Annotated in this window: 22 protein-coding genes; 14 read left to right on the forward strand and 8 right to left on the reverse strand. The window is 40.0% G+C overall.

What is annotated here, in order from left to right:
• Window positions 1-25: 25 nt before the first annotated feature.
• A complete protein-coding gene (locus tag QUE86_RS13445) occupies window positions 26-1093 on the forward strand; it encodes an AI-2E family transporter (RefSeq protein WP_130051889.1) in 1068 nt (355 codons plus the stop codon).
• A gap of 118 nt (window positions 1094-1211) precedes the next feature.
• The gene (locus QUE86_RS13450; protein WP_286257805.1) at window positions 1212-3467 is read left to right on the forward strand and encodes an aminotransferase class V-fold PLP-dependent enzyme; all 2256 of its coding nucleotides are present in this window, start codon (window positions 1212-1214) and stop codon (window positions 3465-3467) included.
• A 64-nt stretch (window positions 3468-3531) separates the two neighbouring features.
• Here the strand turns inward: QUE86_RS13450 and QUE86_RS13455 are convergent, their stop codons facing one another.
• Complete coding sequence (locus tag QUE86_RS13455) at window positions 3532-4563, reverse strand: LacI family DNA-binding transcriptional regulator (protein WP_130051887.1); 1032 nt, start codon at window positions 4561-4563, stop codon at window positions 3532-3534.
• Between the two features lie 348 nt (window positions 4564-4911).
• Between QUE86_RS13455 and pgi the strand changes: the two genes are divergently transcribed.
• The 5 genes from pgi (at window position 4912) to QUE86_RS13480 (ending at window position 14014) form a co-directional block, all read left to right on the forward strand.
• Entirely contained in the window at window positions 4912-6558 is a 1647-nt protein-coding gene (pgi, locus tag QUE86_RS13460) for a glucose-6-phosphate isomerase (protein WP_130051886.1), read from the forward strand.
• A gap of 268 nt (window positions 6559-6826) precedes the next feature.
• Complete coding sequence (gene zwf, locus QUE86_RS13465; RefSeq protein ID WP_130051885.1) at window positions 6827-8299, forward strand: glucose-6-phosphate dehydrogenase; 1473 nt, start codon at window positions 6827-6829, stop codon at window positions 8297-8299.
• Window positions 8300-8304: 5 nt separating this feature from the next.
• Window positions 8305-9015, forward strand: coding sequence for a 6-phosphogluconolactonase (gene pgl, locus QUE86_RS13470; protein ID WP_286257810.1), 711 nt, complete (start codon window positions 8305-8307; stop codon window positions 9013-9015).
• A gap of 707 nt (window positions 9016-9722) precedes the next feature.
• Window positions 9723-12263, forward strand: a complete 2541-nt coding sequence (locus QUE86_RS13475) for a TonB-dependent receptor (protein ID WP_130052307.1) — start codon at window positions 9723-9725, stop codon at window positions 12261-12263.
• A 239-nt stretch (window positions 12264-12502) separates the two neighbouring features.
• On the forward strand, window positions 12503-14014 hold the full coding sequence (locus tag QUE86_RS13480; RefSeq protein ID WP_130051883.1) for a tryptophan halogenase family protein: 1512 nt from the start codon (window positions 12503-12505) through the stop codon (window positions 14012-14014).
• 38 nt (window positions 14015-14052) lie between these two features.
• On the opposite strand, the gene QUE86_RS13485 is transcribed toward QUE86_RS13480, so the two are convergent.
• Window positions 14053-14763, reverse strand: coding sequence for a DUF6445 family protein (locus tag QUE86_RS13485; protein ID WP_130051882.1), 711 nt, complete (start codon window positions 14761-14763; stop codon window positions 14053-14055).
• A gap of 242 nt (window positions 14764-15005) precedes the next feature.
• On the opposite strand from QUE86_RS13485, the gene QUE86_RS13490 reads away from it, so the two are divergent.
• Both QUE86_RS13490 and QUE86_RS13495 read left to right on the forward strand, forming a co-directional pair.
• A complete protein-coding gene (locus QUE86_RS13490; RefSeq protein WP_130051881.1) occupies window positions 15006-15710 on the forward strand; it encodes a SapC family protein in 705 nt (234 codons plus the stop codon).
• Window positions 15711-15835: 125 nt separating this feature from the next.
• Window positions 15836-16870 (forward strand): isoaspartyl peptidase/L-asparaginase family protein, encoded by a 1035-nt coding sequence (locus tag QUE86_RS13495; RefSeq protein ID WP_286257815.1) that lies wholly within the window; start codon window positions 15836-15838, stop codon window positions 16868-16870.
• A 68-nt stretch (window positions 16871-16938) separates the two neighbouring features.
• Here QUE86_RS13495 and queF read toward each other — a convergent pair whose 3' ends face one another.
• A complete protein-coding gene (queF, locus tag QUE86_RS13500) occupies window positions 16939-17784 on the reverse strand; it encodes an NADPH-dependent 7-cyano-7-deazaguanine reductase QueF (RefSeq protein ID WP_286257817.1) in 846 nt (281 codons plus the stop codon).
• A gap of 59 nt (window positions 17785-17843) precedes the next feature.
• Here queF and syd point away from each other — a divergent pair, with 59 nt between their 5' ends.
• Complete coding sequence (gene syd / locus QUE86_RS13505) at window positions 17844-18383, forward strand: SecY-interacting protein (RefSeq protein ID WP_130051878.1); 540 nt, start codon at window positions 17844-17846, stop codon at window positions 18381-18383.
• Window positions 18384-18433: 50 nt separating this feature from the next.
• Here syd and QUE86_RS13510 read toward each other — a convergent pair whose 3' ends face one another.
• From QUE86_RS13510 to QUE86_RS13520, 3 genes are all read right to left on the reverse strand, one after another.
• Window positions 18434-19207, reverse strand: coding sequence for a Zn-ribbon-containing protein (locus QUE86_RS13510; RefSeq protein ID WP_130051877.1), 774 nt, complete (start codon window positions 19205-19207; stop codon window positions 18434-18436).
• Entirely contained in the window at window positions 19207-19473 is a 267-nt protein-coding gene (locus QUE86_RS13515; protein WP_130051876.1) for a hypothetical protein, read from the reverse strand. The genes QUE86_RS13510 and QUE86_RS13515 overlap by 1 nt, the downstream gene beginning before the upstream one ends.
• Before the next feature lie 154 nt (window positions 19474-19627).
• On the reverse strand, window positions 19628-19858 hold the full coding sequence (locus QUE86_RS13520) for a DUF2789 domain-containing protein (RefSeq protein ID WP_036969581.1): 231 nt from the start codon (window positions 19856-19858) through the stop codon (window positions 19628-19630).
• Window positions 19859-20005: 147 nt separating this feature from the next.
• Here QUE86_RS13520 and QUE86_RS13525 point away from each other — a divergent pair, with 147 nt between their 5' ends.
• Complete coding sequence (locus tag QUE86_RS13525) at window positions 20006-20653, forward strand: GNAT family N-acetyltransferase (protein ID WP_286257827.1); 648 nt, start codon at window positions 20006-20008, stop codon at window positions 20651-20653.
• 697 nt (window positions 20654-21350) lie between these two features.
• Here the strand turns inward: QUE86_RS13525 and QUE86_RS13530 are convergent.
• Both QUE86_RS13530 and QUE86_RS13535 read right to left on the reverse strand, forming a co-directional pair.
• On the reverse strand, window positions 21351-21650 hold the full coding sequence (locus QUE86_RS13530; protein WP_130051874.1) for a DUF3301 domain-containing protein: 300 nt from the start codon (window positions 21648-21650) through the stop codon (window positions 21351-21353).
• Window positions 21651-22679, reverse strand: coding sequence for a DUF3549 family protein (locus QUE86_RS13535; protein WP_256854712.1), 1029 nt, complete (start codon window positions 22677-22679; stop codon window positions 21651-21653).
• Window positions 22680-22805: 126 nt separating this feature from the next.
• Here QUE86_RS13535 and QUE86_RS13540 point away from each other — a divergent pair, with 126 nt between their 5' ends.
• Genes QUE86_RS13540 through QUE86_RS13550 form a run of 3 tightly spaced genes read left to right on the forward strand, consistent with a single transcriptional unit; the run spans window position 22806 to window position 24328 of the window.
• Window positions 22806-23120, forward strand: coding sequence for a YqcC family protein (locus tag QUE86_RS13540; RefSeq protein WP_130051872.1), 315 nt, complete (start codon window positions 22806-22808; stop codon window positions 23118-23120).
• 1 nt (window position 23121) lies between these two features.
• Window positions 23122-23895, forward strand: coding sequence for a tRNA pseudouridine(65) synthase TruC (truC, locus tag QUE86_RS13545; RefSeq protein WP_130051871.1), 774 nt, complete (start codon window positions 23122-23124; stop codon window positions 23893-23895).
• Window positions 23882-24328 (forward strand): flavodoxin, encoded by a 447-nt coding sequence (locus tag QUE86_RS13550; RefSeq protein WP_130051870.1) that lies wholly within the window; start codon window positions 23882-23884, stop codon window positions 24326-24328. The genes truC and QUE86_RS13550 overlap by 14 nt, the downstream gene beginning before the upstream one ends.
• The last annotated feature ends 30 nt before the right edge of the window (window positions 24329-24358 follow it).

The following is a 24358-nucleotide window of genomic DNA, read 5'->3' on the forward strand; positions in this document are numbered from 1 at the left end:
GGTGTGCTAACTGTGGAGCCCATTCGTGTTTGAGTATGTAAAAGCCTGGTACGAAAATAAATTTTCAGATCCCCATTCAGTAACCTTGTTGTTACTGCTTATTGCAACCTTTGCATTTTTCTACTTTTTTGGCTCGCTAATCGTGCCTGTTTTAGTTGCCTTGGTGATTGCCTATTTACTAGATTGGCCCGTTGCTCATTTAGAAAAGCTGGGTTTAAAGCGCTTTACTGCAACGATTCTTGTTATGTTGGTATTTAGTGGCTTGATGATCATGATTATTGTTGGCATGGGGCCTGTGCTTTGGCAGCAAACCAGTAATCTAGTTCAAGAAACCCCATATATGATTGAGAAAGGTAAAGCACTGCTTTTACACCTTCCTGAAGATTACCCAAGTTTGATTACTGAAGATCAGGTTAAATCAATTGTTACCAGTGTTGAAACTAAAGCCATTGAGTTTGGTCAGTTGGTGTTATCCGTATCGTTAACCTCTATTAAAGATGTAGCAGCTTGGCTGATTTATCTGATTTTAGTGCCGCTCTTAGTGTTCTTTATGCTTAAAGATAAATTAGAGCTGACGCAAAGTGCTGAGCGATTATTGCCAAAGCAGCGCCGTTTGATCATTCAAGTGTGGCAAGAAATGAATCAGCAAATCATGAATTATATCCGCGGGAAGGTATTTGAGATTTTAATTGTGGGCACTGCATCCTTCATCTCCTTTGCAGTTCTTGATCTTCGTTATGCAGCCTTATTAAGTGTGTTGGTTGGCTTATCAGTTCTGATTCCATTTGTAGGGGCAGCATTGGTGACTATTCCTGTGGCAGCGGTGGCGTTATTCCAATTTGGCTTAGAAACACAATTTTGGACCATTCTAATTATCTATGGCGTGATCCAAGCACTTGATGGCAACGTTTTAGTGCCATTGCTGTTCTCTGAAGCTGTCGATTTAAACCCTGTGTTTATCATAGTGGCTGTGCTGTTTTTTGGTGGCTTATGGGGGTTTTGGGGCGTATTTTTCGCGATACCACTTGCGTCATTGGTTAAAGCACTTATTAATGCATGGTCTTCAAAACAGGTTGAACTAATCGAAAATTAGCTTAGTCTTAAAAAGTATAGAAAACGCACTTTACTGACTAATTGATTATTATAAATTAGCCGTGAAAAATGTAAAATAGGTTATAAGATATATCTTTTAGTAATATGGTGCGTTTTACATGGCAAATTTTTACCTTCCTGACGATGCTAATCAGCAAATTTATTTAGATGCGAATGCAACGACTCCTGTACTTCCTGAAATTGCCGATGTGGTTTCGCATACGATGCGAGTATGTTTTGGTAACCCATCAAGCTCTCATATTACTGGTATTCAAGCAAAGCACTTATTAGAGCAAACGCGTAACAAAGCGCGTGAAGTAATTGGCGCAACCGACGGCGATATTTTATTTACCTCTGGTGCAACCGAAGGTATTCAAACGGCGGTTGTTTCAACGCTTATTGCTGCGAAAAATCACCCAATTGAGAACCCGGTATTACTTTATGGGGCAACAGAACATAAAGCAGTGCCAAATACCCTAAAACATTGGAACAGCGTGCTTGATATTAATGCACAGGTGTTAGCTATTCCCGTTGATAAAAACGGTATTTTAGATCACGAATTTATTCGCAAACATGCAGCTAATGCGCTGATGATTTGTACTATGGCGGTCAATAACGAAACCGGTGTATTCCAAGACTTAATCGCTATTGAGCAAGTTATTCGTAGTGAAAACACCCATGTTGCTTGGATGGTAGACTGCGTACAAGCCTTAGGCAAAACCAACTTAGCGCTAAGCCAAACAACCATTGATTACGCCCCATTCTCAGGCCATAAATTGTATGCCCCTAAAGGAATTGGCGTACTTTATATTCGTGAAGGCAGTGCATATACACCGTTTATTGCTGGTGGCGGCCAAGAAAGCGGTATGCGATCAGGCACCGAAAACTTACCAGGTATTGCCGGTTTAAATAAGCTGTTCTCGTTATTACTTGATAAACAAAACCAAACATTCAAACCAATTGAGCAGCTACATGCTTATCGTGAGCAATTATTAGGAGCACTAACAGACACCTTTGGCAGCATCACGTTTAACCACAGTTTTGAGCATTCAGTGCCAACAACGTTGAACTTTGCAGTTAATGAATTAACGAGTAAAGAAGTGATGGATTTATTTGATGCTGCGGGTATCCGTGTGAGTGGCGGTTCTGCATGTAGCTCAGGCGCAAATCGTAGTTTTGTACTTGATGCGATGGGGGCCAGTGATTGGCAAAGTGAAAACGCGATACGTATGTCGTTTGGCCCTGCTGTAAATCAACAAGAAATTGACTTTGCTTGCGATAAAATTCGTTCTTTAAAACCGATTCTAGAAGCAAACTGCCTTGTTGTGTCTGATAGTACATCACCTCAACACGAAGTCTGTGCGATTGGCTTAACACAACTTCGCCATCAAGCTGCGTGCTGCTGGCTTTATGTTGATAGCGATAAAAACGCAGTGGTGATTGATCCTATCATCGAGCTTATTCCACGTATGGCGAAAATTGTTGCGACACAAGGTCTAACAGTAAAAGCGATTTTAGATACCCATAACCACCAAGAGCGTTTATCGGCTCGTTGTTTGTTAACCAAAGAGCTAGCAGAGCGTTATGTTGCTAGCGAGATAGATGAACTTGGTTGGCCTAAAGAGTCACAGGCTATCGAATTAACTGGTGTACGCTTAACTAAATTAGCGACACCGGGACATAGTAAAGATAGTGCCAGCTACTTATTAAAAGATACTCAAAGTGGTAATGTGAGCTATTGCTTCTGTGGCGATTTAATCTTACCGGGTGGTTTAGGTAACACGGCTATTAGTGGCGGCGATGCTGCGCAAATGGCACAGTCATTAAAGCAGCTTGCTATAGCAATACAAGATTCAACGGTGATTTGTTCGGGTCATGATTATCAACAATGTTTTGCTATGGATTGGCATGCGCAAAAAGAGACCACGCCGCTATTAGCACAGTTATTGAATGACCAAATATCGGATACGCAGTTTATTGAGTTAAAACATCAAGCTGATGAACAAAAGCATACTGCAAGTCATTCTTTATGTGGTTATGTTGAAACCCTTGAAAGCGCACCTATGAAACAGCTCACTGCAGCGGATGCTAAAGCGATGCTTGACTCTCAAGCTACTTATATAATTGATACTCGTGAGCCTTATGAACATGGCGCGAATAACCTTTCAGAGTTATTTTCCGTTGCTAATAGTAAAGTGATCAACATTCCATTGAGCCGTATGGCAAATGCCATCGTCGAAGAGCAATTAGATAAAACGCATACTTATATCTTGGTTTGTCGAAGCGGTAACCGCTCAAAGCAAGCAGCAAATAACCTGTCACAACTTGGTTTTGAAAAGGTATATAACTTAGATGGTGGTTTAGCGTTGTTGTAAAAGGTAATTTAAGTCGTTCATTAAAAAAGCCGCTATTTAGCGGCTTTTTTGTAAGCTGTTTAAGTTAGGCTGTTATGGGGCCTGAACTTTCACGTACCACTAATGATGGGGTAAAGGTCGTGATAATGTCTTTATCTTGATTCCGTGCACCACGGGTTTTTCTGAACAACAGGCGTGCTGCATGCTGTGAAATTACATCATTTGCTTGATGGGCTGTGGTAAGCTTTGGCCAAGTTTGACGCGAGAATGGAGAATCTTCGAACCCAGTAATTGATAACTGCTGTGGAATTTCAATACCCATTAAGCGTGAGGCGAATAACGCGCCAGCTGCCATTTCATCGTTTCCGCCAAGTAGGGCAGTGATGCTTTTCGGGTTACTCTCACCAAGCAATGCTTTTGCACCTTCAACACCTGATTCAAAAGAGTACTGGCCTTCGTAGATTAGCTCATCCTTCAATGAGATGCTGTGATCTTTTAATGCAGCCTGATAACCCGCTAAACGTTCAGTCGTAGATTTATGTTCTTTATCGCCGCATAAAAAACCAATGTTTTTATGACCAAGCGAGAGTAAGTGAGAAGTAATTTCGTATGCAGCCGCGTAGTCATTTACATAAATACAGGTGTCTTGGTCTTCCTCTGTAGGGCGACCGGAGAGTACACGCACATAATGAATGCCCATTTCATCAAGCATATCGATGATACTGCTTTGTTCTGATAGGGGGGGTGTTAACACTAAACCAGCCAAACGAGAGCGCTTTATCATGGTTTTGAAGTCTTCTTCCATGTTGCCATCGAGGTAGTTACAAGGGTGAATGACTAGTTCATAGCCTTCTTCTTTACAACGCGACAATACGCCATTTTGCATGTCGATGACATAATAAGCATTCGGGTTGTCATAAACTAAACCAACAGTAAAAGACGATGTGCCTGCTAGGTTACGAGCTGCAAGGTTTGGTTGATAGTTCAACGTGTTAACAGCGTCCATCACTATGTCGTAAGTTTTTTTTCTGACCGATGGCTCTTTATTGATCACTCGCGAGACTGTTTTCATTGAAACACCAGCGAGCTTGGCTACATCATTTATGGTTACTTTCATACTGTTACTTTATAGTTAGTTATATTTGTATTATAATAATATTGAAAAGTGTTCGCTAGAGCGCTTTTTCTTAATAGGTACATTAATATTTAATATAAGTTAGTTAGTGTATCTAATGTTCTACTAAATTAGCAGTAAAATAATTGAGATAATTTTTATGATACCGGTGTCAAAAGAGAAAAATTGCGCTATTATCTCGACTATAAAATGTAAAAGTAGAGCATTGACAGCGTTGTCATTTTGACTTAGTGTTAATTTTCATCTTATTTTTTATTGCTGTCTTTATTCAACATTAATAAAAAGATATTTAAAAATCAGTTTGTTGCAAGTTTTTAGGGGATTATATATATGAGCAGCCGTTCGCAATTAGCTAGTTGGCAAGCACTATCTGAAAGTGCCAAAAAGATGAAACAAATTCATCTTAAAGATTTATTTGCCAAAGATAGCACGCGTTTCGAGCAATTCTCTGCTCAGATCCCAGGTGTATTATTCGATTACTCGAAACAACAAATTAATAAAACTGTTTTTGAACAATTAATTGCTTTAGCGAAAGAGTGTGACATTAGCGCATGGCGAGACAAAATGTTCAGTGGTGAGAAAATTAACATTACTGAAGACCGTGCTGTACTTCATACTGCTTTACGTAACCGCGCTAACACTGCTGTAATGGTTGATGGCGAAAATGTAACGGACGCTGTTAACGCAGAGCTTGCTAAAATGAAAGCGTTTGTTAGCAAAGTGCGCAGTGGTGAGTGGTTAGGCTACACAGGTAAAGCTGTGAAAGATGTTGTTGCAATTGGTGTGGGTGGTTCAAACCTAGGTCCGCAAATGGCAACAGAAGCGCTTGCTGCTTATGCTGATGACACATTAAATGTTCACTATGTATCTAATGTTGATGGTGTTCAGATTGCATCTGTTTTACAAGGTTTAGACGTTGAAACAACATTATTTGTTATCTCATCTAAAACGTTTACGACCTCAGAAACTATGACTAACGCTAAATCGGCTGTTGAGTGGTTTCTACAAACAGCCCAAGCTCAAGAGCATATTGCTAAGCACTTTGTTGCTGTAAGCACCAATTTAGAAAAAACAGCGGCCTTTGGTATCGCTGATGAAAACGTATTCACAATGTGGGATTGGGTAGGCGGTCGCTTTTCTTTATGGAGTGCGATAGGATTACCAATCGCCTTGTACCTAGGCTTCGACGCGTTCGAAGAGATCCTAGAAGGTGCGTTTGAAATTGATGAGCATTTTAAAAATGCTGAATTTGAAAATAACGTACCATTGTTAATGGCGCTTTTAAGTGTATGGAACACTAGCTTTTTAGGTTATACCGCACAAGCAATTTTACCGTATGACCAAGCATTACACATGTTACCTGCGTATTTACAGCAAGGTGAAATGGAAAGTAACGGTAAGCATGTTACTTTTGCTGGTGAAACTGTTCCTTATACGACGGTTCCTATTATTTGGGGTATGACAGGTATCAATGGCCAACACGCATTTTACCAATGTCTGCACCAAGGTAATGTAATTGTGCCTGCTGACTTTATTGCTTCAATTGAGCCGCAAGTAAATGTTGGTAAGCACCATGATATTTTATTATCAAACTTCTTTGCACAAACCGAAGCGATGATGGCCGGTGTTGATGCAGAGCAAGTCACTGCTGATTTGACCGCAAAAGGTAAATCTGAAGCAGAAATTGCAGAATTATTGAATCACAAGATTCACCAAGGCAATCGCCCAACAACGTCAATGTTATTAGATAAAGTTGATGCGAAAACGGTAGGACGTTTAATTGCGCTTTATGAGCACAAAATTTTCTGCCAAGGCATTATTTTAGAAATCTGTTCATTTGACCAATGGGGTGTAGAGCTAGGTAAAGGACTTGCCTCGAAAATTGAAGCTGAACTATTTGATGACTCAATTAGTCATCCACACGATAGCTCAACCAACGGACTGATCGCTTACTATAAGACACATCGTAAGCAGTAACAGATTCGCAGCAGCTGCTGCAAACAGAATACCTTTGAACGGGTAGCGCTGGAGTTCTTAGGGCCTGTATTTTTGTGAGAGGATTTACAGAGCCCCTAAGACTCATTTACTTCAGCCAACATAAGAATAATGAGTAAGCTACTTACAAACAAATTCAACAGGCTTTGTTAAAGGGATCATCTAACACAGCCAATCAACCAGATAACAACACGCACTGCCATACTGAATGAGTCGATTAACATGGCATTGCCAATGTAGAGAGTGATATATGTTAAATCCATTTGATATCGTAATTTTTGGGGGCGGCGGTGATCTTGCGCTACGCAAGTTACTTCCTGCAATGTATCGCGCTTATCAAGAGGGCAACCTTCCTCAAGGTTCTCGTATCCTGCCTACGGTACGCGAAGAAAGCAAACGTAAAGAATATATCGAAACAGCGCACAAAGCCTTACAGGACTTTTTAGGTAAAGGTGAATACAACGCAAAAGATTGGAAAGCTTTTTCTGCTTACCTTGTGCCAGTTGTATCAAATGTGACTGAAGCAGATGATGACTGGGATAAACTAAGAGATATCCTTAATGAACACGACGCTGATAAGTCTCGTGTTTTTTACCTTTCATTACCGCCTGCAGTATACGGTAGCTGCTGTGAAATCTTATCTAAGAAAGGCCTGATCACAGAAACATCACGTGTTGTTGTTGAAAAACCAATTGGTTACTGTGGTGAATCAGCTGAAGCCATTAATGCGAAAATTGCAGAGTACTTTAGTGAAGAACAAATTTTCCGCATTGACCACTATTTAGGTAAAGAAACTGTACAAAACCTAATGGCATTGCGTTTTTCAAACTCACTGTTTGAAAACCTGTGGGATGCTAAATCAATCGATAACATCCAAATCAGCCTATCGGAAACTGTTGGTTTAGAAAGCCGCGCTGGTTTCTACGATAAAGCGGGTGCATTACGTGATATGGTACAAAACCACTTGCTACAATTACTTTGCCTAGTAGCGATGGAATCACCAAACAAATTAAATGCTAACAGTATCCGCACTGAAAAACTGAAAGTACTTGAGTCGTTACGTCCGTTAGTGGCTGAAGATGTGGATGCGAACATTGTACGTGGTCAGTATGTGCCAGGTAACTTAGACGGTAAAATCGTCCCTGGTTATTTAGAAGAGCTAAACGAAGGCGCAAGTAAAACAGAAACTTTCGTTGCTATTCGTGCGCATATCGACAACTGGCGTTGGGCTGGCGTGCCTTTCTACCTACGTACTGGTAAACGTATGAAAAAGCGTTGTGCTGAAATCGTTGTTGAATACAAAAAAGTTTCACACAATGTTTATACAGACAATGTAGGTAATATTGAGCCAAATCGTCTTGTTATTCGCCTACAACCTGAAGAAACAATTCAATTAACACTGATGTCTAAGCGCCTTGATAATCTTGAGATGCAATTAGAACCAGTGACGATGAACATTGAGTTATCACAGGCATACAGTAATGGTTTCCATTCTGATGCTTATAAGCGCTTAATGTTAGATGCAGCTGCAAATAATCCATCACTGTTTATTCACCGTGATGAAGTTCGTCAGGCATGGAAGTGGATCGACCCAATCATTGAACGTTGGCAAGAAAAAGGTGCACCATCTTTATACCGTGCAGGTACATGGGGCCCAGAAGATGCTGATGAATTGTTAGAAGAAAACAACCATGTATGGTTTAACACAGGCGATAAGGCGTAATTAAGATGGCAACAATTGTTGAAAAATTCTTTGCAAACAAAGACGAATTAACAGCTGAGCTTTCTTCAAGCCTTGAGCAAAGCCTTGTTGCAGGTATTAAAGAAGATGGTCGCGCGGTACTGATGGTATCGGGTGGCTCATCGCCAGCACCTGCTTATAAACACTTATCAAACCTTGACCTTGACTGGGCAAACATTGATGTTGCTATGGTTGATGAGCGTTGGGTTGATGCTGATCATGAAAAAAGTAATGAAGCTTTTATCAAAAGCACGCTATTACAAAACCATGGCGCTGCAGCTAATTTTGTAACAATGAAAAATGACGCATTAACGGCACAAAACGGTGTAGCTGAATGTGAAGCTGCATACAAAGCATTAAAGCGTCCTTTTGATGTGACAATTTTAGGCATGGGTCCTGATGGTCATACGGCTTCTCTTTTCCCTCATGCTGAAGGTCTAGAACACGGCCTTGCGACAGATGATTTAGTATGTGCAATTAACGCTATTGAAAGTGATGTGACTGGTAAAATCACCGAGCGTATGACGTTAACTTTATCTGCTATCGCAGATTCTAAAGTAGTGAAGCTTTTAATTAGCGGTGAAGATAAACTGGCTGTTTATAAGCAAGCGAAAGAGGGAGGGGCAGTTGCTGATATGCCTTTACGTGCAGTATTGAATCACCCACATATCAATATTGAAGTTTATTGGGCCCCTTAAAAGCAGATTAAACCTAACTTTAAAAGCGAGCTGTTATGCTCGCTTTTTTGTTTTTAAATAATCACTTTTTGTGATTCATTTGAATCAATACGCTTTCTTTAAATAACGCTATAAAGTGTTAGACAAGAACAAAAGGGCTCTATATAATTAAAAATGACAACGCTGTCATTGTTATTGATTTTTATTCTCAGTATTCCTTTAGCTCATTCTGCCCAGAAAAAGTTAAAAAAATTTGTCCATGACAGCATGCTTTTGGAAACAAGCAAGTTTATTAAGCTAATTTATTGTTAGTTAAAAGGTTTTATATAACTTTTAGTTATGGTTAATAATTGCTCAGTGGAAACTAAAGCTTACAAAAATAGATGTTATTTTTAGTTATTGTCAAAATCTCACTCCTCAGGTCTTTTCATCTGCGATAACAGTCATGCTATATTTGCGCCGTTTATTTGTAACAATTCTTAAAAACTCAATATTAAACATTAGTTATATCAATAACTTGATTATTTTGTTGTAAATTTTTTGCACAAATTAACCAAAAAGATGTAGCACAAATGTAATTTAGAGTGTATGGTTTGTTACTAGATGACAGCGTTGTCATCATCACTGGGCAGAAGTGATATAAAAAACCAACAAAATGATTCAAGGGGAATCCTGTGTTAGCTAAAAATTTTAAGAAAAGCTTATTAGCAGTTAATATCGGCCTCGTAATGAGTGCTGGGTTCACTGGTGCTGCATACGCAGCAGAAGAAACTAAAGTTCAAGAAGATGTTGAAGTAATTGAAGTCCGCGGTATTCGCCGTTCACTTGAAGCTTCAATGAATACTAAGCGCTTTGCTGACAGCGTTGTCGATGCTGTTTCTGCTGAAGATATTGGTAAGTTTCCTGATGGCGATGTAGGTGAAGCACTTGGTCGTATTTCAGGTGTTGCAGTTAATCGTCAATTCGGTCAAGGTCAACAAGTGTCGATTCGTGGTGCTTCAAGCCAATTAACACGCACACTTTTAAACGGTCAAACTGTTGCATCAACAGGTTGGTATGACCAACAATCAATCGACCGTAGTTTCAACTACACACTTTTACCACCTGAACTAGTTGGTGAAATCCAAGTTTATAAATCTTCTCAAGCTGACGTTGTAGAAGGTGGTGTTGGTGGTACGGTTATCGTTAACACTCGTAAGCCGCTTGATCTTGACGCTGGTACGACTTTCTTAAGTGTAAAAGGCGATTACGGCACAATCTCTGAAGAAACAGATCCTCAAGTTTCTGGTTTGTTTAGCTGGAAAAATGATGAGGAAACATTCGGTTTACTAGGTTCAGTATCTTGGGCAGAAACAAATTATCAACGTAACGGTATTGAGTCACTTATCGGCTGGGGTGATATTGTGCCTACTACGTTCCAACAAGAACGTGAGCGTACTGCACTAAATGCAACTTTCCAATATCGTCCTACAGAAAACCTAGAGTTAGGCTTAAACATTATGAGCCTTGAGTTAGATGCAAACAATGCAAACACCTCAAACTTCGTGATGTTCCCAGACGACAAAGAAGCTGCATGTGAGCAAACAAATGCATCTGGTACATGTACTTTCTACCGTCGTACTGGTGAAGGTGCAAACCCGGGTTGGACTCAAACTTGGGCACGTATTGCAAGCATGTCATCTGACACAGCTGATTTCAGCCTTAAATACGAAGGTGAAAATTTCACATTAAAAGGTCGTTTCGGTACAACTGAATCAGAAGGTGGTACAGACCTAACTGCAAACTACGGTAACTTCATTGGTGTTCCATCTGATTATGCTGGTACTTATGATGCAACTGGCGATGTGATAAAAATTGATATTAATAACAAGTACTTTGAACCATCAGACTTTGCAGGTCCATTATCTCCAGCTGGTTGGGCTCTGAAAAAACAACCTAACACAGATGAAGAAACATATGCACAGGTTGATCTATCTTTCCCTGTAGACTTTGGTGCTATTACTGCAATCAAAACAGGTTTCCGTTGGGCAGACCACGAAGTAAAACAAGAAACTTACTCAACTACTTTAGTTGATACATTACCTAGTGGCGATGGTGAGACTTACTACTCAGGTACTATGTCATCAGGTGCTGGTTTCACTTTACCAGAGCCAGATTTTGACAAGATGGTAGCTGATGCACGTGCTGCAATTTCAAGCTTCGATAATGATTCAGCTGTATATCGTTCAGGTTACGGTACAATCGAAGAAGAAAACTTTGCAGTTTACGCAATGGCTGAATTCTCTGCAGAATCTATCCGCGGTAACTTCGGTTTACGTTATATCTCAACAGATGCAGAGTCAGATTACTACGGTTTTGCAAACGGTGAGTACGAGAGTTCACTTAGTACTGATAAAGCAAGCTACAACGACGTATTACCTAGCATCAATATCGCATTTGATTTAGCTGAAGATGTTATTTTACGTACCTCTGCAGCACAAGTTATTGCACGTCCTAACTACACTGATATGTTCTCTGCATCATCTTTTGCAGGTTACGCTGATGGTACAGCAAATAATGAGGTACTAACTAAAGGTAACGTTGGTCTTAACCCATTCAAAGCAACTCAAGCTGATTTAGGTATTGAGTGGTACTTTGATGGTGATGGTATGGTAAGTGCAACTTACTTCTTCAAAGACATCACATCATTTGTTACCTCAAGCCAAATCTTAAATCAACAAATTGGTGTCGTGGACCCTGATACTCAAGGTGATAACTGGACTCTATCTACTAAGCTAAATGCAAGTGGTGGTCAAATCGAAGGTATCGAGCTACAAATTCAAGATGGCTTTGATAGTGGCTTTGGTTACTCAGCAAACTACACATTTGTTGATGCACCATCAGAAGCTGAAAACTACCCAGATATGATCCCATTATTCTCAGATTCGTCTAAGCATACTGTGAACCTTGTGGGTTACTATGAAACAGATACTTACTCAGCTCGTTTAGCTTATAACTGGCGTTCAGAGTACATGATCCGTGAGCTTCCAGGCTTCTACGGTAACCGTGAGCACCAATCATACGGTACACTTGATTTCAGTGCTAACTACAGCGTAACTGATAATATTGACGTAACGTTTGAAGCTGTTAACTTAACTGAAGAAGATAGCGTACAAATCGGTGTTGCTCCTTCAGATGCAGAAGTTGTTCCAGAGCTTCGTAACGGCTACCCAGCATGGAGCTTTGAAGGTGAAGCACGCTACAAGCTAGGTGTATCACTACGTTTCTAATTTGATTTAGATAACGAAATTAAGAAAGCCCAGCTCGTACTGGGCTTTTTTGTGAGTAATACCAATCCGCAATAATACTTAGTTATTTTGAGGGATTAAACCTGTCGCTACCTGCGTTAAAAATTTCTGATTTAGAACAACTAAATAACGAAATTTTTGCCTTGTTATCAACGAGGTTTTATTGCTTCAAAAAAGACCATTTAATTAAGCGAATTGGTATAAAAAGTGGGCGAGTATAAATGATAAAAAAAATCGCAATTGTTGGTGGCGGGACCGCAGGTTGGTTAGCTGCTAACCATTTAGGTCATGCACTGTTACAAAGTGGCATTGAAATTACATTAATCGAGTCACCTAATATTGCCAGCATCGGGGTTGGTGAGGGTACAGTTCCTTCGATGCGTAACTCTTTACAAAAGTTTGGTATCAGTGAAAGTGACTTTATCAATGAATGTGATGTTACTTTTAAGCAGTCAATCAAGTTTGTAAATTGGCTAGATAAACACAAACATGGTGCTAACTTTTACCATCATTTATTTGATCACCCACATATTTTTGGTGAGCAGTTAACACAGCAGTGGCTTGCTGAAGGTAGCGGTAATGATTACGCTGAGTTTGTTTCTAAGCAGCATGCGTGCTGTGAAAATAATTTAGCACCAAAAACAATTGCGACTCCACAATATGCCGGTGTCAACGGTTATGCCTATCATTTTGATGCTAAAAAGTTTGCTGCATTCTTAGGAAGTCATGCCACGCAACATTTTGCTGTTAAACACCTGTTTGCAGAAATTAAAGATGTCACCTGTGATGAGCATGGCTTCATTACACACCTAATCGACTCAGAAGGTACTGCCTTGCAGTTTGACTTTATTATCGATTGCTCTGGTTTTTCGGCTGCCTTTATAGGACAAAAGCTGGGAGTTGGTTTTGTTGATAAATCAGATAGCTTATTAACTGATACTGCAATCACATTGCAAGTGCCTACACAAAGCGATGATGAAATACCGCCCTACACAATTGCAACGGCACATCAAGCAGGGTGGATTTGGGATATTGCGCTTACAGAGCGAAGGGGAGTGGGTTTTGTTTATTCATCTAAGTATATGAGCGACGAACAAGCTCATGAAAAGTTACATCGTTACTTAGGTAACAAATTTGAGCACTTAACGCCAAGAAAGATCCCGATGAAAGTAGGGCACAGAGAAAAAATGTGGCACAAAAACTGTGTCGCCGTAGGGTTGTCGCAAGGGTTTGTTGAGCCACTTGAAGCCACAGCCATTTTAATTGCAGATTTTTCTGCGGGGTTATTAGCCAAACGCTTTCCTCGTACCCGAGATGATATTAACTTAGTTGCTGATGATTACAATCAGCATGTTAATTATGTATGGCAACAAACCTTTGATTTTATAAAAATGCATTACTGTATTTCGGATAGAACTGACTCGGCCTTTTGGCGTGATAACAAAAAAACCGACCAGTTATCAGAAAAACTAAAAAGTAACCTAGCACGCTGGCAGCGCTTTACACCGGTACGAGAAGACTTTGCCAGTAAGTTCGATTTATTTGACTTAGAAAACTACTTATATGTACTGTTTGGTATGCATTATGTACCGGCAAGGCAGCAAACCAAGCAGAGCGACAATCAACAAGTTGCTGAATTTAAACAGCAACGCATAAAGCAGTTATTGAATGAGCTACCTGAGCACAGGGAGCTGTTAGATAAAATAAAGAAATTTGGCTTACAGAAGTACTAAATTTCACTTAGATGATCTGGCTATCAAAGCTAGCCAGTTCATTCTATTCTAAAAAAAGAAGAGACAGATAATCGGCTGTTGTTTATGTCATTACTATACTTTTTGGTATTAAAAAGAGCTGCGCTATGCAGTAAGTTACTCTTATAAATTACTAGTCTATTCACTTTGGCTTCTATATTAATCACTTTTTCAAAAAGCTCTGTTGTTTCATTTAAGTAACCTTGATGAGTTGCGCTGTGTTTTTCTGTATCAGCAATCATTTGATGCACACTATTTTGATTATCGGCTGTCACTTTAATAATGTTATCGGGTAAGTATTTGTATATCCCTGTGCCACCCCATTCTTTTGGAGACAAATAATGCACAGCTGCAAATGTTTTATCATCGGTTGAATCAATATGTGGCATACGCTGCAACGTATTTAATTCATTTGCATTTTGAGTAACTAGTGAAAGTTTGCAGCGATGCAGATATAAATTGTTTTTACCACTTGTAATAGTTCCATGTTCTAAAAGCTCGCTAATTAATTGCTCAAAAGCACGATAATAGGGGGCTGGCATTTCATCACGCTTACCTGGGTAGAGTGTTCCATCACTACCAAGAGGCTGAAAGTACGCAGTATTTGCGGCAAAGTGATAAACTGGCTCTAGGTATTTTAAAAAGTCATCAATAATGAACACTGCTTCATTAATTTCAGTAATGAATACACTGCTTACTTTATAGTCTTTATTTAATTGATAGCCTTCCATTGTTTGCCTCACTCATTCCATAATTATTGAATATACTAACAAAAATAGTGGCTTATGAGTGATAATATTTGCATGGTTATAGTTTGTTTTTTCGCCGTTTAAGGTTAATTGATAAGGTAGCTAAATTTGTTAATTTATAATGTACAAACTGCCACAAAATTTTCACTTCCTTTTTGTTGCCAAAACCTATAGGCTTTGGGCACTAACAGCAAAAACATATATAAAATTAATGGAGCAGTATCATGGCGGAGCAACAAGTACAGCCTTTACATAACGAAAAACATGCCAACATTAAAGTTCAAAATGGCATCAACATTGAGTTCATGAAAACTCAGCACTTAGTACCTGTGGTTGCACACGAATTTGCACGCATGGCAAATGAATTCCCAATGGCATTTGTTAAAAACAACGAATCAGGCCAATTCCAAGCAGTTGCTTTATTTGGTCTAGAGCCAGGCGAAAACCTTTTCATTCAAGATGACAAATGGACAGCTGCATTTGCACCTATGTCTATGACTCGTTACCCTCTTGGTCTTGTTAAGCACCCAGAAGCTGATCAGTTTGGTATTGTAATCGACGAAGCAAGCCCGCTTGTAAGCGAAGAAACGGGTAACGCACTTTTCGAAAACGGTGAAGAAACTGAATACCTTAAGCGTCGTAAAGAAGCACTTGTTTCTTTCATCGAGTTTTCTCAGGTAACTGAAGCATTCACTAAATACCTTGCAGATAAAGAACTACTTGTTGCACAAACGCTAACTGTAGAAATCAAAGGTGAGAAAAAAGACATCAACGGTATTTACCTTGTTGATGAGAAAAAACTTAACTCACTAAGCGATGAAGAGTTCTTAGATCTTCGTAAACGTGGCTATTTAGCACCTATCTACTCTTTCTTAACGTCTACTCACCAAGTAGCTCGTTTAGCACGTTTAAAAGCAGCAAAAGCTTAATTTTAAACTGCTAAAGAAAAAGCGCCATTAGGCGCTTTTTTTGTTTCTTTCATCGGTTAATGCTTGAAAAGCAGCGCCGAATTATTCACATTGGGCTTACAACTAAAAGAAATATAAGTGCCCCTATGCTAAAAACATTACTCACCTCAGCCATTGCGCTTAGCGCATTATCATTAAGTACCTTAAGTCACAGTGCCGAGCAGCCCTTTGCTATTGCCATTCATGGTGGTGCAGGGACGATTGAAAAGAGCCGCTTTACTCCAGAGCAAGAAAAAGCTTATCGCGCAAAATTAAAAGAAGCAGTAGAAACAGGCTATACCGTGCTTGAAAAAGGCGGCGAGAGCCTAGATGCCATCACCGCGGCAATTAATGTACTTGAGAACTCTCCGTATTTTAACGCCGGTCGCGGTGCTGTATATACCTATGATGGTGCCCATGAGCTTGACGCATCAATTATGGATGGCCGTACGCGCCAAGCAGGTGCTGTTGCTGGGGTTAAACATATTGAAAACCCCATCAATCTTGCTCGCCTAGTGATGGAAAAATCAGTGCATGTCATGCTCAGTGGTCAAGGTGCAGAAGAGTTTGCAAAAACGCAAGGTATGCCGCTGGTTGAAAACAACCTATTCGATACAGAAAATCGCTACAAAGCGTTATTAAAAGCGAAAGAAAAACTCGATAAACAAAAAGTAACGAGCAAAGATTACCAAGCAGCACACAAAGCGCTACCAGTTAATTATAAAATGGGTACGGTAGGTGCGGTTGCACTTGATAAAAACGGCAATATTGCTGCAGGTACTTCAACCGGTGGTATGACGGCAAAACGCTTTGGCAGAGTAGGCGACGCACCAGTAATTGGTGCAGGTACCTTTGCTGAGAACGAATCATGTGCAGTATCTGCAACCGGCCATGGTGAGTATTTCATTCGTTACAATGTGGCAGCAGACATTTGTGCTCGCGTAAAATACCAAGGTAAAACTATTGTTGAAGCAGGTAACGAAGTGATCCATGATGTTTTAATTCCAGTGGGCGGTACTGGTGGAGTGATCATCATTGATACCAAAGGTAATATTAGTTTGCCGTTTAACACTGCCGGAATGTATCGTGCGAGTAAATCAAATACATCACCAACTTATGTGGGTATTTTTAAAGGCGAATAATGGCATTCAGTAGGTGCCAGACATAAAAAACCGAGTTTGTAACTCGGTTTTTTATTGCTAATAAGGATTTATTGGCGATTAATCTTCACGTTGAATGGTGTTTCGTCTTGATTCGTTGAGCGATAAGGATTGATATCTAAACCGCCTCGGCGTGTATAGCGGGCATATACTTCAAGCTCTTCGAGATTTAGCTGTTGCATTAAATCACAGTAAATACGCTCTACGCATTGCTCATGAAATTCGTTATGAGTACGAAACGAAATCAAATATTTTAATAAGGCTTCATGGCAAATTGCTTGGCCTTTATAACGAATAATCACACTAGCCCAATCTGGCTGTGAGGTGATCAAACAGTTCGATTTTAGTAAATGGCTGTGTAGTGTTTCTGAGACAATGTCATCACCATGGTGGCGAAGTGAGCTTGCATCAATATCATAGCTCGTAATTTCGATATCAAGGTCATCGATACATTCTCCCGGTAACGCTGTAAATGGTAAACAGTTGAAATCGTCTGCTTGGTATAAATTAACCGTAACAGGCGCATTCACGGCCTCTGACAAGTCTTTACTAAGCGCGTGGTGTACATCTTCAATAGCTGCAAAACGTGTCTGATTAAAACTATTCAGATATAGCTTGAATGATTTTGACTCAATGATGTGACTGCTTTGGCAAGGAAATACAAATATTGCCACAGCGACCATAGGCTTACCCTTGCTATTTAGCCACGATAATTCATAGCCAGTCCAAATATCTTGACCTTTAAATGGTAAGTTATCTTCGCTAACCCCTAATGCATCACGGTTTAGTTTGCGGGCAATAGGAAACAATAAGCTTGGTGTATAGGTATCTACGTACTCTGTGCTTTTACCAAGAACACTGTTTTTCAGTTCGGGTGAGTTGCTGTAATCTGTCATCTTTACACTTTTGTAGTTACAATGGAGGCATTATACCTAAAGCCAATGAGTTTCGCAGTATGTCTGTTTCTACAAAATTAGATAAGTTACATCAAGCATTTAGTGAAAAATGCCTAGAACGCACAGGAAAGCTTCCTGTTATTGAACATGATACAGCATGGCCAAGTCCATGTGAGCAGGGCGAGGTTGATGAGCAGGGTCTTATTCAGTGGTGTGCAGTCCCACAGCAACCTGCCGGAAGTTTAGATGACTTAGCCAAAGCGCTTGAGTTATCTTTTCCTGATGACTTAAACCCATTGTTTGGTCATTTATATGCGGGTAATTTGTTATTGAGTGTTGATGATCATCACATTGAACTACTCCAAGCATGGAATGAAGATGATTTTAGCCGCTTACAGCAAAATATTACCGGTCACGTGCTGATGAAGCGTAAGTTAAAGCAACCAGAAACGGTGTTTATTGGCCTGACAGAACAAGATGATTTACTTATTACTGTGCTAGTAGAAAGCGGTGAGGTTTGCTTAGAATACGTAGGTAAGAAACCACATCATGTGTTAGCAAATAGCATTAGTGAATTTTTAGATAAAGTAACGGTTTAACTGTTTGGTTAAAAAGGGGCTATCGCCCCTTTTTTGTGTTTGAAAGCAAGTTATTGAAAATCCCACGAGATATTAGAAACAATACCGCAAGGCTCACAACAAAAATCAAATAAACCAAACCAAGGTTCAGATAATTTCCAGTCGCCATCACAGCTTGGGCAGCGACGTTTTAGCTCTGACTCTTTATCCACTCCGCCAACACGATATAAATAATAATAAACCGGCTTCTTTGTTAAGTAACTAATACGCTTAGTGATATCGCGACCACGGCGATATAAGTCACTGTTGATGCTAGTCAGCTCTTCAAGAGCAGGAAATTCACAACGGGTAGCACCATTAATCTGAATTTGATCGCATGCTTGCCAGTCTTCTTGCCATTTTATCAGTGTTTTGTAATCGCCATTGGCAATCGCCGGAATACGAAATAACGGTACGGGTAAAAAGTCATCACCGCAATAAAGAGGGCTGCAGGTGTGAACATAAGTGGTATATAAAATATAGCATGAGGGGTCATTACACATGTCTGCGCCATTTGAGTGAATGTCTTGGCCGACCACTTTAACTTTTGGTGCTAGTAATCCTGCAGTGTTTAATTGCTCAATACTGTGCTTTACAAACGGGCTATGATTGAGTGGATGCATTGCATCTTCGGTTGGGCACATCACTCGGGTAATAAAAAATCCATCCTTTAAAACGGTTGGAAATTCGTCACCAATAATTTGGCCGTTAAAACGAAGTGCATTGACCAGGCGATTTATCGCCTGCTCAGCAAGTTCTAAGGTAGTATCTTGGTAGCAATCAAAAGTCAGATCGACAACAAACATTATTTCTTCTCAAGCAGTGCTAATAACCTATCCAATTTAGCTTCAATACGATCCAATTGACTTTCTTTTGGTGTAATTAGTTGTTCATTCGACGGGTTATTTATGAAATTATTAATTGAATCCGGGTTGTTTTTATATTGGCTAACAGCTGCGATGATCACAGGCATCGGCATTGGTTGAGTTAGCTTACTTTTGGTTAAGGCAACTGTCGGGGTTTTACCTTCATCAAGAAGGGTTTTAATTGCATCAAATACAACGGCATTCATTTTTGTGTTAACTCTTTAATAAAGACTAAAAAGCACCGCAGTATATGGGCTGCAGTGCGCGCGTATGGTAGCAATAATAGATGTGGAGTGAAATTACTTTCCTTATTTACGAGCTAAAAATTGTAATTCGAGCTCGTAAATAAGTTAGCTGAAGTTACTGGCGTAACCTTGCATCTAATTCATCAATCACTTCACTCCAAGCACCATCTTCAGCAAGTGATTCTGCTAAAAAGTGTTGCTGAGCTTCATCCCAAAAAGGTGCCTCCTGCAATAGGGTCGTATCAGACAGTTGATGTGATGCTATAAAAGCATCTATTTCACTTTCTTTGCTTGGCAAACCAAGTTGTGCAAATAGTGTCGAAATGTCATGTTTTGTCGTATCCATAGTTCTGCTCCTTGTGTATGGCGATAATTATTACTGCTTGAACTTAATGATGATGAACAGCAGTTTAACTTACGCTGAATTTGTCTTTAATCGCAGTAGGGTATATACCTTATAGTCTAGTACTAAAATAATAAAACAAATAAAAGGATGAGTATTTTGACAGTTGCTGAACCCGAAACCTTAAGTGTGCAATACCTAAGTGCTGAAGATATTAGCACTGCTGCAAGCCTTATTTATCAGGCTTATCATGATGACCCTGTTCTTAAGAATGTACTAGGTTTTCAAAAAGATAGCCCAAGTAAATATGAAACTAAATTACGTGCTTTGGTGCGTGAAGAGCTGGCAAGTTTTTGGCAAGAAAAACAGCCATTAATAGGCCTTTACTCGCAAAGTAGATTAAAAGCGATTGCTTGTGTATTTGATTCTGCAAGTGAACTACAAGCTGAACGATATTGGCATTGGCGCTTAAAGTTGATGCTCAGTGCAGGCTATTTACAGACAAATCAGCTTATAGAAAAAGAGCGCACTATCCGTGAAGCTCTTTCGAGCAAAGGTCATTATTTGTTTTTAGCCTTCATTGCCGTTGACCCACACTTTCAGGGACAAGGCTTAGGGCGCTATTTGCTTCGTGGTCTTAATGATTTAGTTGAATCAAGCAATCAAGCAAGCGGGTTAGCAGTATTTGTTACCCGCCCTGAGCAACGTGAATTTTTTAGCTCTGAAGGGTTTGACGTATTCAAGGGTCTTAGTTTTAATCAAGTCGAAGGAGATTTGATGTTTAAAGCTGCAAATTGATGAAAGGACGTTTTGGAAATAGCAATGTGAGATAAGTCTTACATTGCTGTGCGCATTGTCAGTTTAATGCTGTTATTTTTGTACCTAAAACCGTTCATCTTAGTGATTTTAAAGGGTTTATTGTTTTTGTCTTTTTTGTGACATGGAAAAAATTACTTTTTATGCCTATCAAGAATTCCTCGTTTCTCTAAACTTAACAATGTCAGTAAGACACAGGTTCAATGATTGAACTGATGCCAAGGATTAGGATTATGGCAACAAAGCAAGATGCTTAGCAGGAAGCAAAGGGACAAGAGCTAGGGAAGCAAGGAAGAACGAGGACACTGCCAGGATGCAGTACAATCGCGGAGCGATTGAAAAGGACTGACCAAAGGATGAATTTAGCAGGAAGCTAAAAGGAGCGTTTGGAAAACGAAGTGGATAGCCATTGACGGCAAGAGGACGGCACTAGGATGTGTTAAATGTTACATGAAGTAGCATGGTGGGTGTATCGGATGTATACCCGTTCAGGGGAAAGATAAAAAGGCAGCTTCGGCGTAAGTAAGGATACTTAATCATGGAAGTAGCAAGATTGGGGCGTGGCTAATAGCTACGCCTTAGTTCTTTATAGGGTTTGCATTTTTCGCAGTAATAGTTAATTTGTAAAACTCGCAACTCGCAACTCGCAACTCGCAACTCGCAACTCGCAACTCGCAACTTAAATCTTATGGGGCGGTATTACTACACTTTTAAGCATTTCATTTTCCATGATCAAAACACCTTGATACACGCTTTGTCCATCACTTGAAAACTCAAAAATAAACTCGCTTTTAATGCCTGGTTTACCGCTTTTTAAAATGCCAATTCTGCGTTTGTTACAAGCAACACTCATCAATTGCACATTCAATTGCTCAATTTGTCTCTGCGCATGAAGGTTAGCAGCTTCGGCTACTTTTCTGTTTAACCAAAAAAAATAGATGATGCTGCCAATGATGATGAGTGTCCACAAACCTGCCATTTACGAAAATAACCTTCCAATTGCTCGAGCGAGTGTTTCGCTACGATTTTCTTGTCTTAATAAACCAAGTAGGTGAGGGCGAATACTAGGAATTGCAACTAAATCGGTGAAAATACTCACAAACAGCTGCTCAATCTCAGTATGGTGCGCACAGCAATCCATAAACACATGTAAGCGGTCAGGGTCTTCTAGCGTGCTAAAACAACGCCCTGCAATCGTTAATAGTACATCAGAGTGGCTATTCATATCCGAGCGTAATACAGCATCAACAAGTTGTGCAGTTAAACCTTGCGCCGGTGTTTTTGATAAACTTCTAAGAGCTGCGACAAGGGCGATGTCGTCTTTATGCTCTATGGCATTTAAACCATAGGCTAACAATTGCTCTGCAAACACGGGTTCGATTGCAACATGTTCAAGCATGGCACTAAGCGGCTGTAATACTTCTACAGGTAATTGCCCCCAAGCTGCTTGTAGGTTCGCTAAGTTGTTGTCGTTATCTAAACGCATTGCAAAATCAGCAATACCTTGTACTGCAACACTTTGCCAATTATCAAAACCAAGCTTGCCTGAAAAATAAAGCTGAGCATATTCGTAATACTGTGAGGCACTTTGTTTAAGTAAACATTTAACCTGCGCATTAAATGCTGCTAGCTTGTTCGCGTTTGGCGTAAATACATACGGATTGTTATCTAGTTTGCCTTCGGCATTTTCACTGGTAATTTCAGTGCCGAGTGCTTCAATTACCATATTCGCGAAGTGGTCGCGGCTTGCGCTTACTAGGCGGCTTTGCTCATCTAGTGGGAATTTTAAAAACCATACATAAGGTTCTTTAGACGCTTTTACATCCCAAAATTGAATAGCAAGCCAAGCATGACCAGCAAGCGGGTATGGGTAAGGGATTTTTGTCTCTTCAATGGCAAGAAATTGTTTTTTGTCTAATTTAGTGATGTGTCTGCCAATATCGAAGGCACGCCAAGTGGTACCTGCTGCATCCAGAAGTTGCCCTAAAGTGGCGATCTGCTCAGTCATAAAATCTCAATTACCGTTATTAATCTATATCAGTCGTGAATTATACGCCATACCATGGCGCCTTGGAACAGGGTATACTAGGGTCTGTTTACCTTCCCTAAGTAAAAAGGTATTAAGAGTTTTACAATGCATCAACAGACTTTGGCGCTGCTGCGCGAATTAGAATCCACATTACAACGCCATTCATTTTGGCAAACAACAGCCATTGACCCAAGTGCGCTCAATTCAAGTGTACCGTTTTGCCACGACACTATGGCCTTTGAGCAATGGCTGCAATTTGTTTTTCTTGAAAAAATGCATACCTTAATTGCACATGCTCAGCCTTTACCCCGTAATTTTGCAATTGCACCTATGGCTGAAATGATGCTGGCACAACACAGTGGCGGAAATGATGTGATTACCGTTTTACAAAAACTCGATCAACTTTTAAGTGATAACTAACATGCAAGAGATTGTTAAGCCACAATTTGACGAGTTAACGATTTTGTACCGCGATGAAAATTACATTGCGATTGATAAACCGTCAGGTTTATTGGTTCACCGTTCGTTTTTAGATAAACACGAAACCCAATTTGCTATGCAAATGCTGCGTGACCAAATTGGTCAACACGTGTTTCCTGTACATCGTTTAGATAGACCAACGTCCGGCGTATTGCTGTTTGCGTTAAGTTCAGAAGCAGCCCGTGACATGAACCAGTTATTTATTGATGGGCAAATTGAAAAACGTTACTTAGCTTTAGTCAGAGGCTTTTTAAACGAATCAATCTTCTTAGATAAACCTTTAAAAGAAGAGCTTGATAAAATTGCCGATAAGTTTGCTGATCAAGATAAAGCACCGCAAGAAGCACAAACGCAATTTCATTGCCTGCACCAAGCAAGCTTACCTATTCCAATAGGTAAGTACCCAACAGTTCGTTACTCGCTGGTGGAGTGTTTTCCAAAAACTGGTCGCAAGCATCAAATTCGTCGTCATTTAAAGCATTTATCATTGCCAATTATTGGTGATGTAAATCATGGTGATAATCAGCATAATCAATTTTTTAGAGAACATTTTCAGCTTCGTCGTTTAATGTTATTTGCCTCTGAATTAAAGTTTGTGCACCCTTATAGCAAGCAACCAATAACAATTAAAGCGCCATTAGGCGATGCAATGTTAACGATTTGCCAGCAACTTGGCTGGCCAACAGAAGAAAAGGATTATTATGGCAACCATTAGTATTTTTGTCGGCAGTGTTTACGGCGGTGCCGAGCGCTTAAGCGAACAAGTTATTGAAGTCATTGAAAAGTCAGAGCATCAAGCGCAATTAGTTGAAAATGGCACGGTCGATGACATGCTGGCTGCGTCACATATTTTAGTGATCACTTCAACGACGGGTCAGGGGGATATTCCTGATAACTTAGTCGCTTTATACAGCCAACTGAATGATCAATTCCCTATGTTAACAGGCAAGCAATACGGCATTATTGCTATGGGTGACCGTAGCTATGGCGATACGTTTTGTGGCGCAGGTCGCAGTTTTGATGAGCTGTTTCGTGATTTACAGGCAAAACCTGTTGGTCATCGCTTAGAAATTGATGCCTGTGAAGATTTTGAGCCTTGGCCTGTTACTGAGCCATGGTTAAATGAATGGCTGACAAAAATTAGCTAGTGTCTCTTAAAAGTGCTGATTGAATAAGCA

Origin of the sequence: Pseudoalteromonas apostichopi, assembly GCF_030297135.1 — a bacterium.
Classification (GTDB): Bacteria; Pseudomonadota; Gammaproteobacteria; order Enterobacterales; family Alteromonadaceae; genus Pseudoalteromonas; species Pseudoalteromonas apostichopi.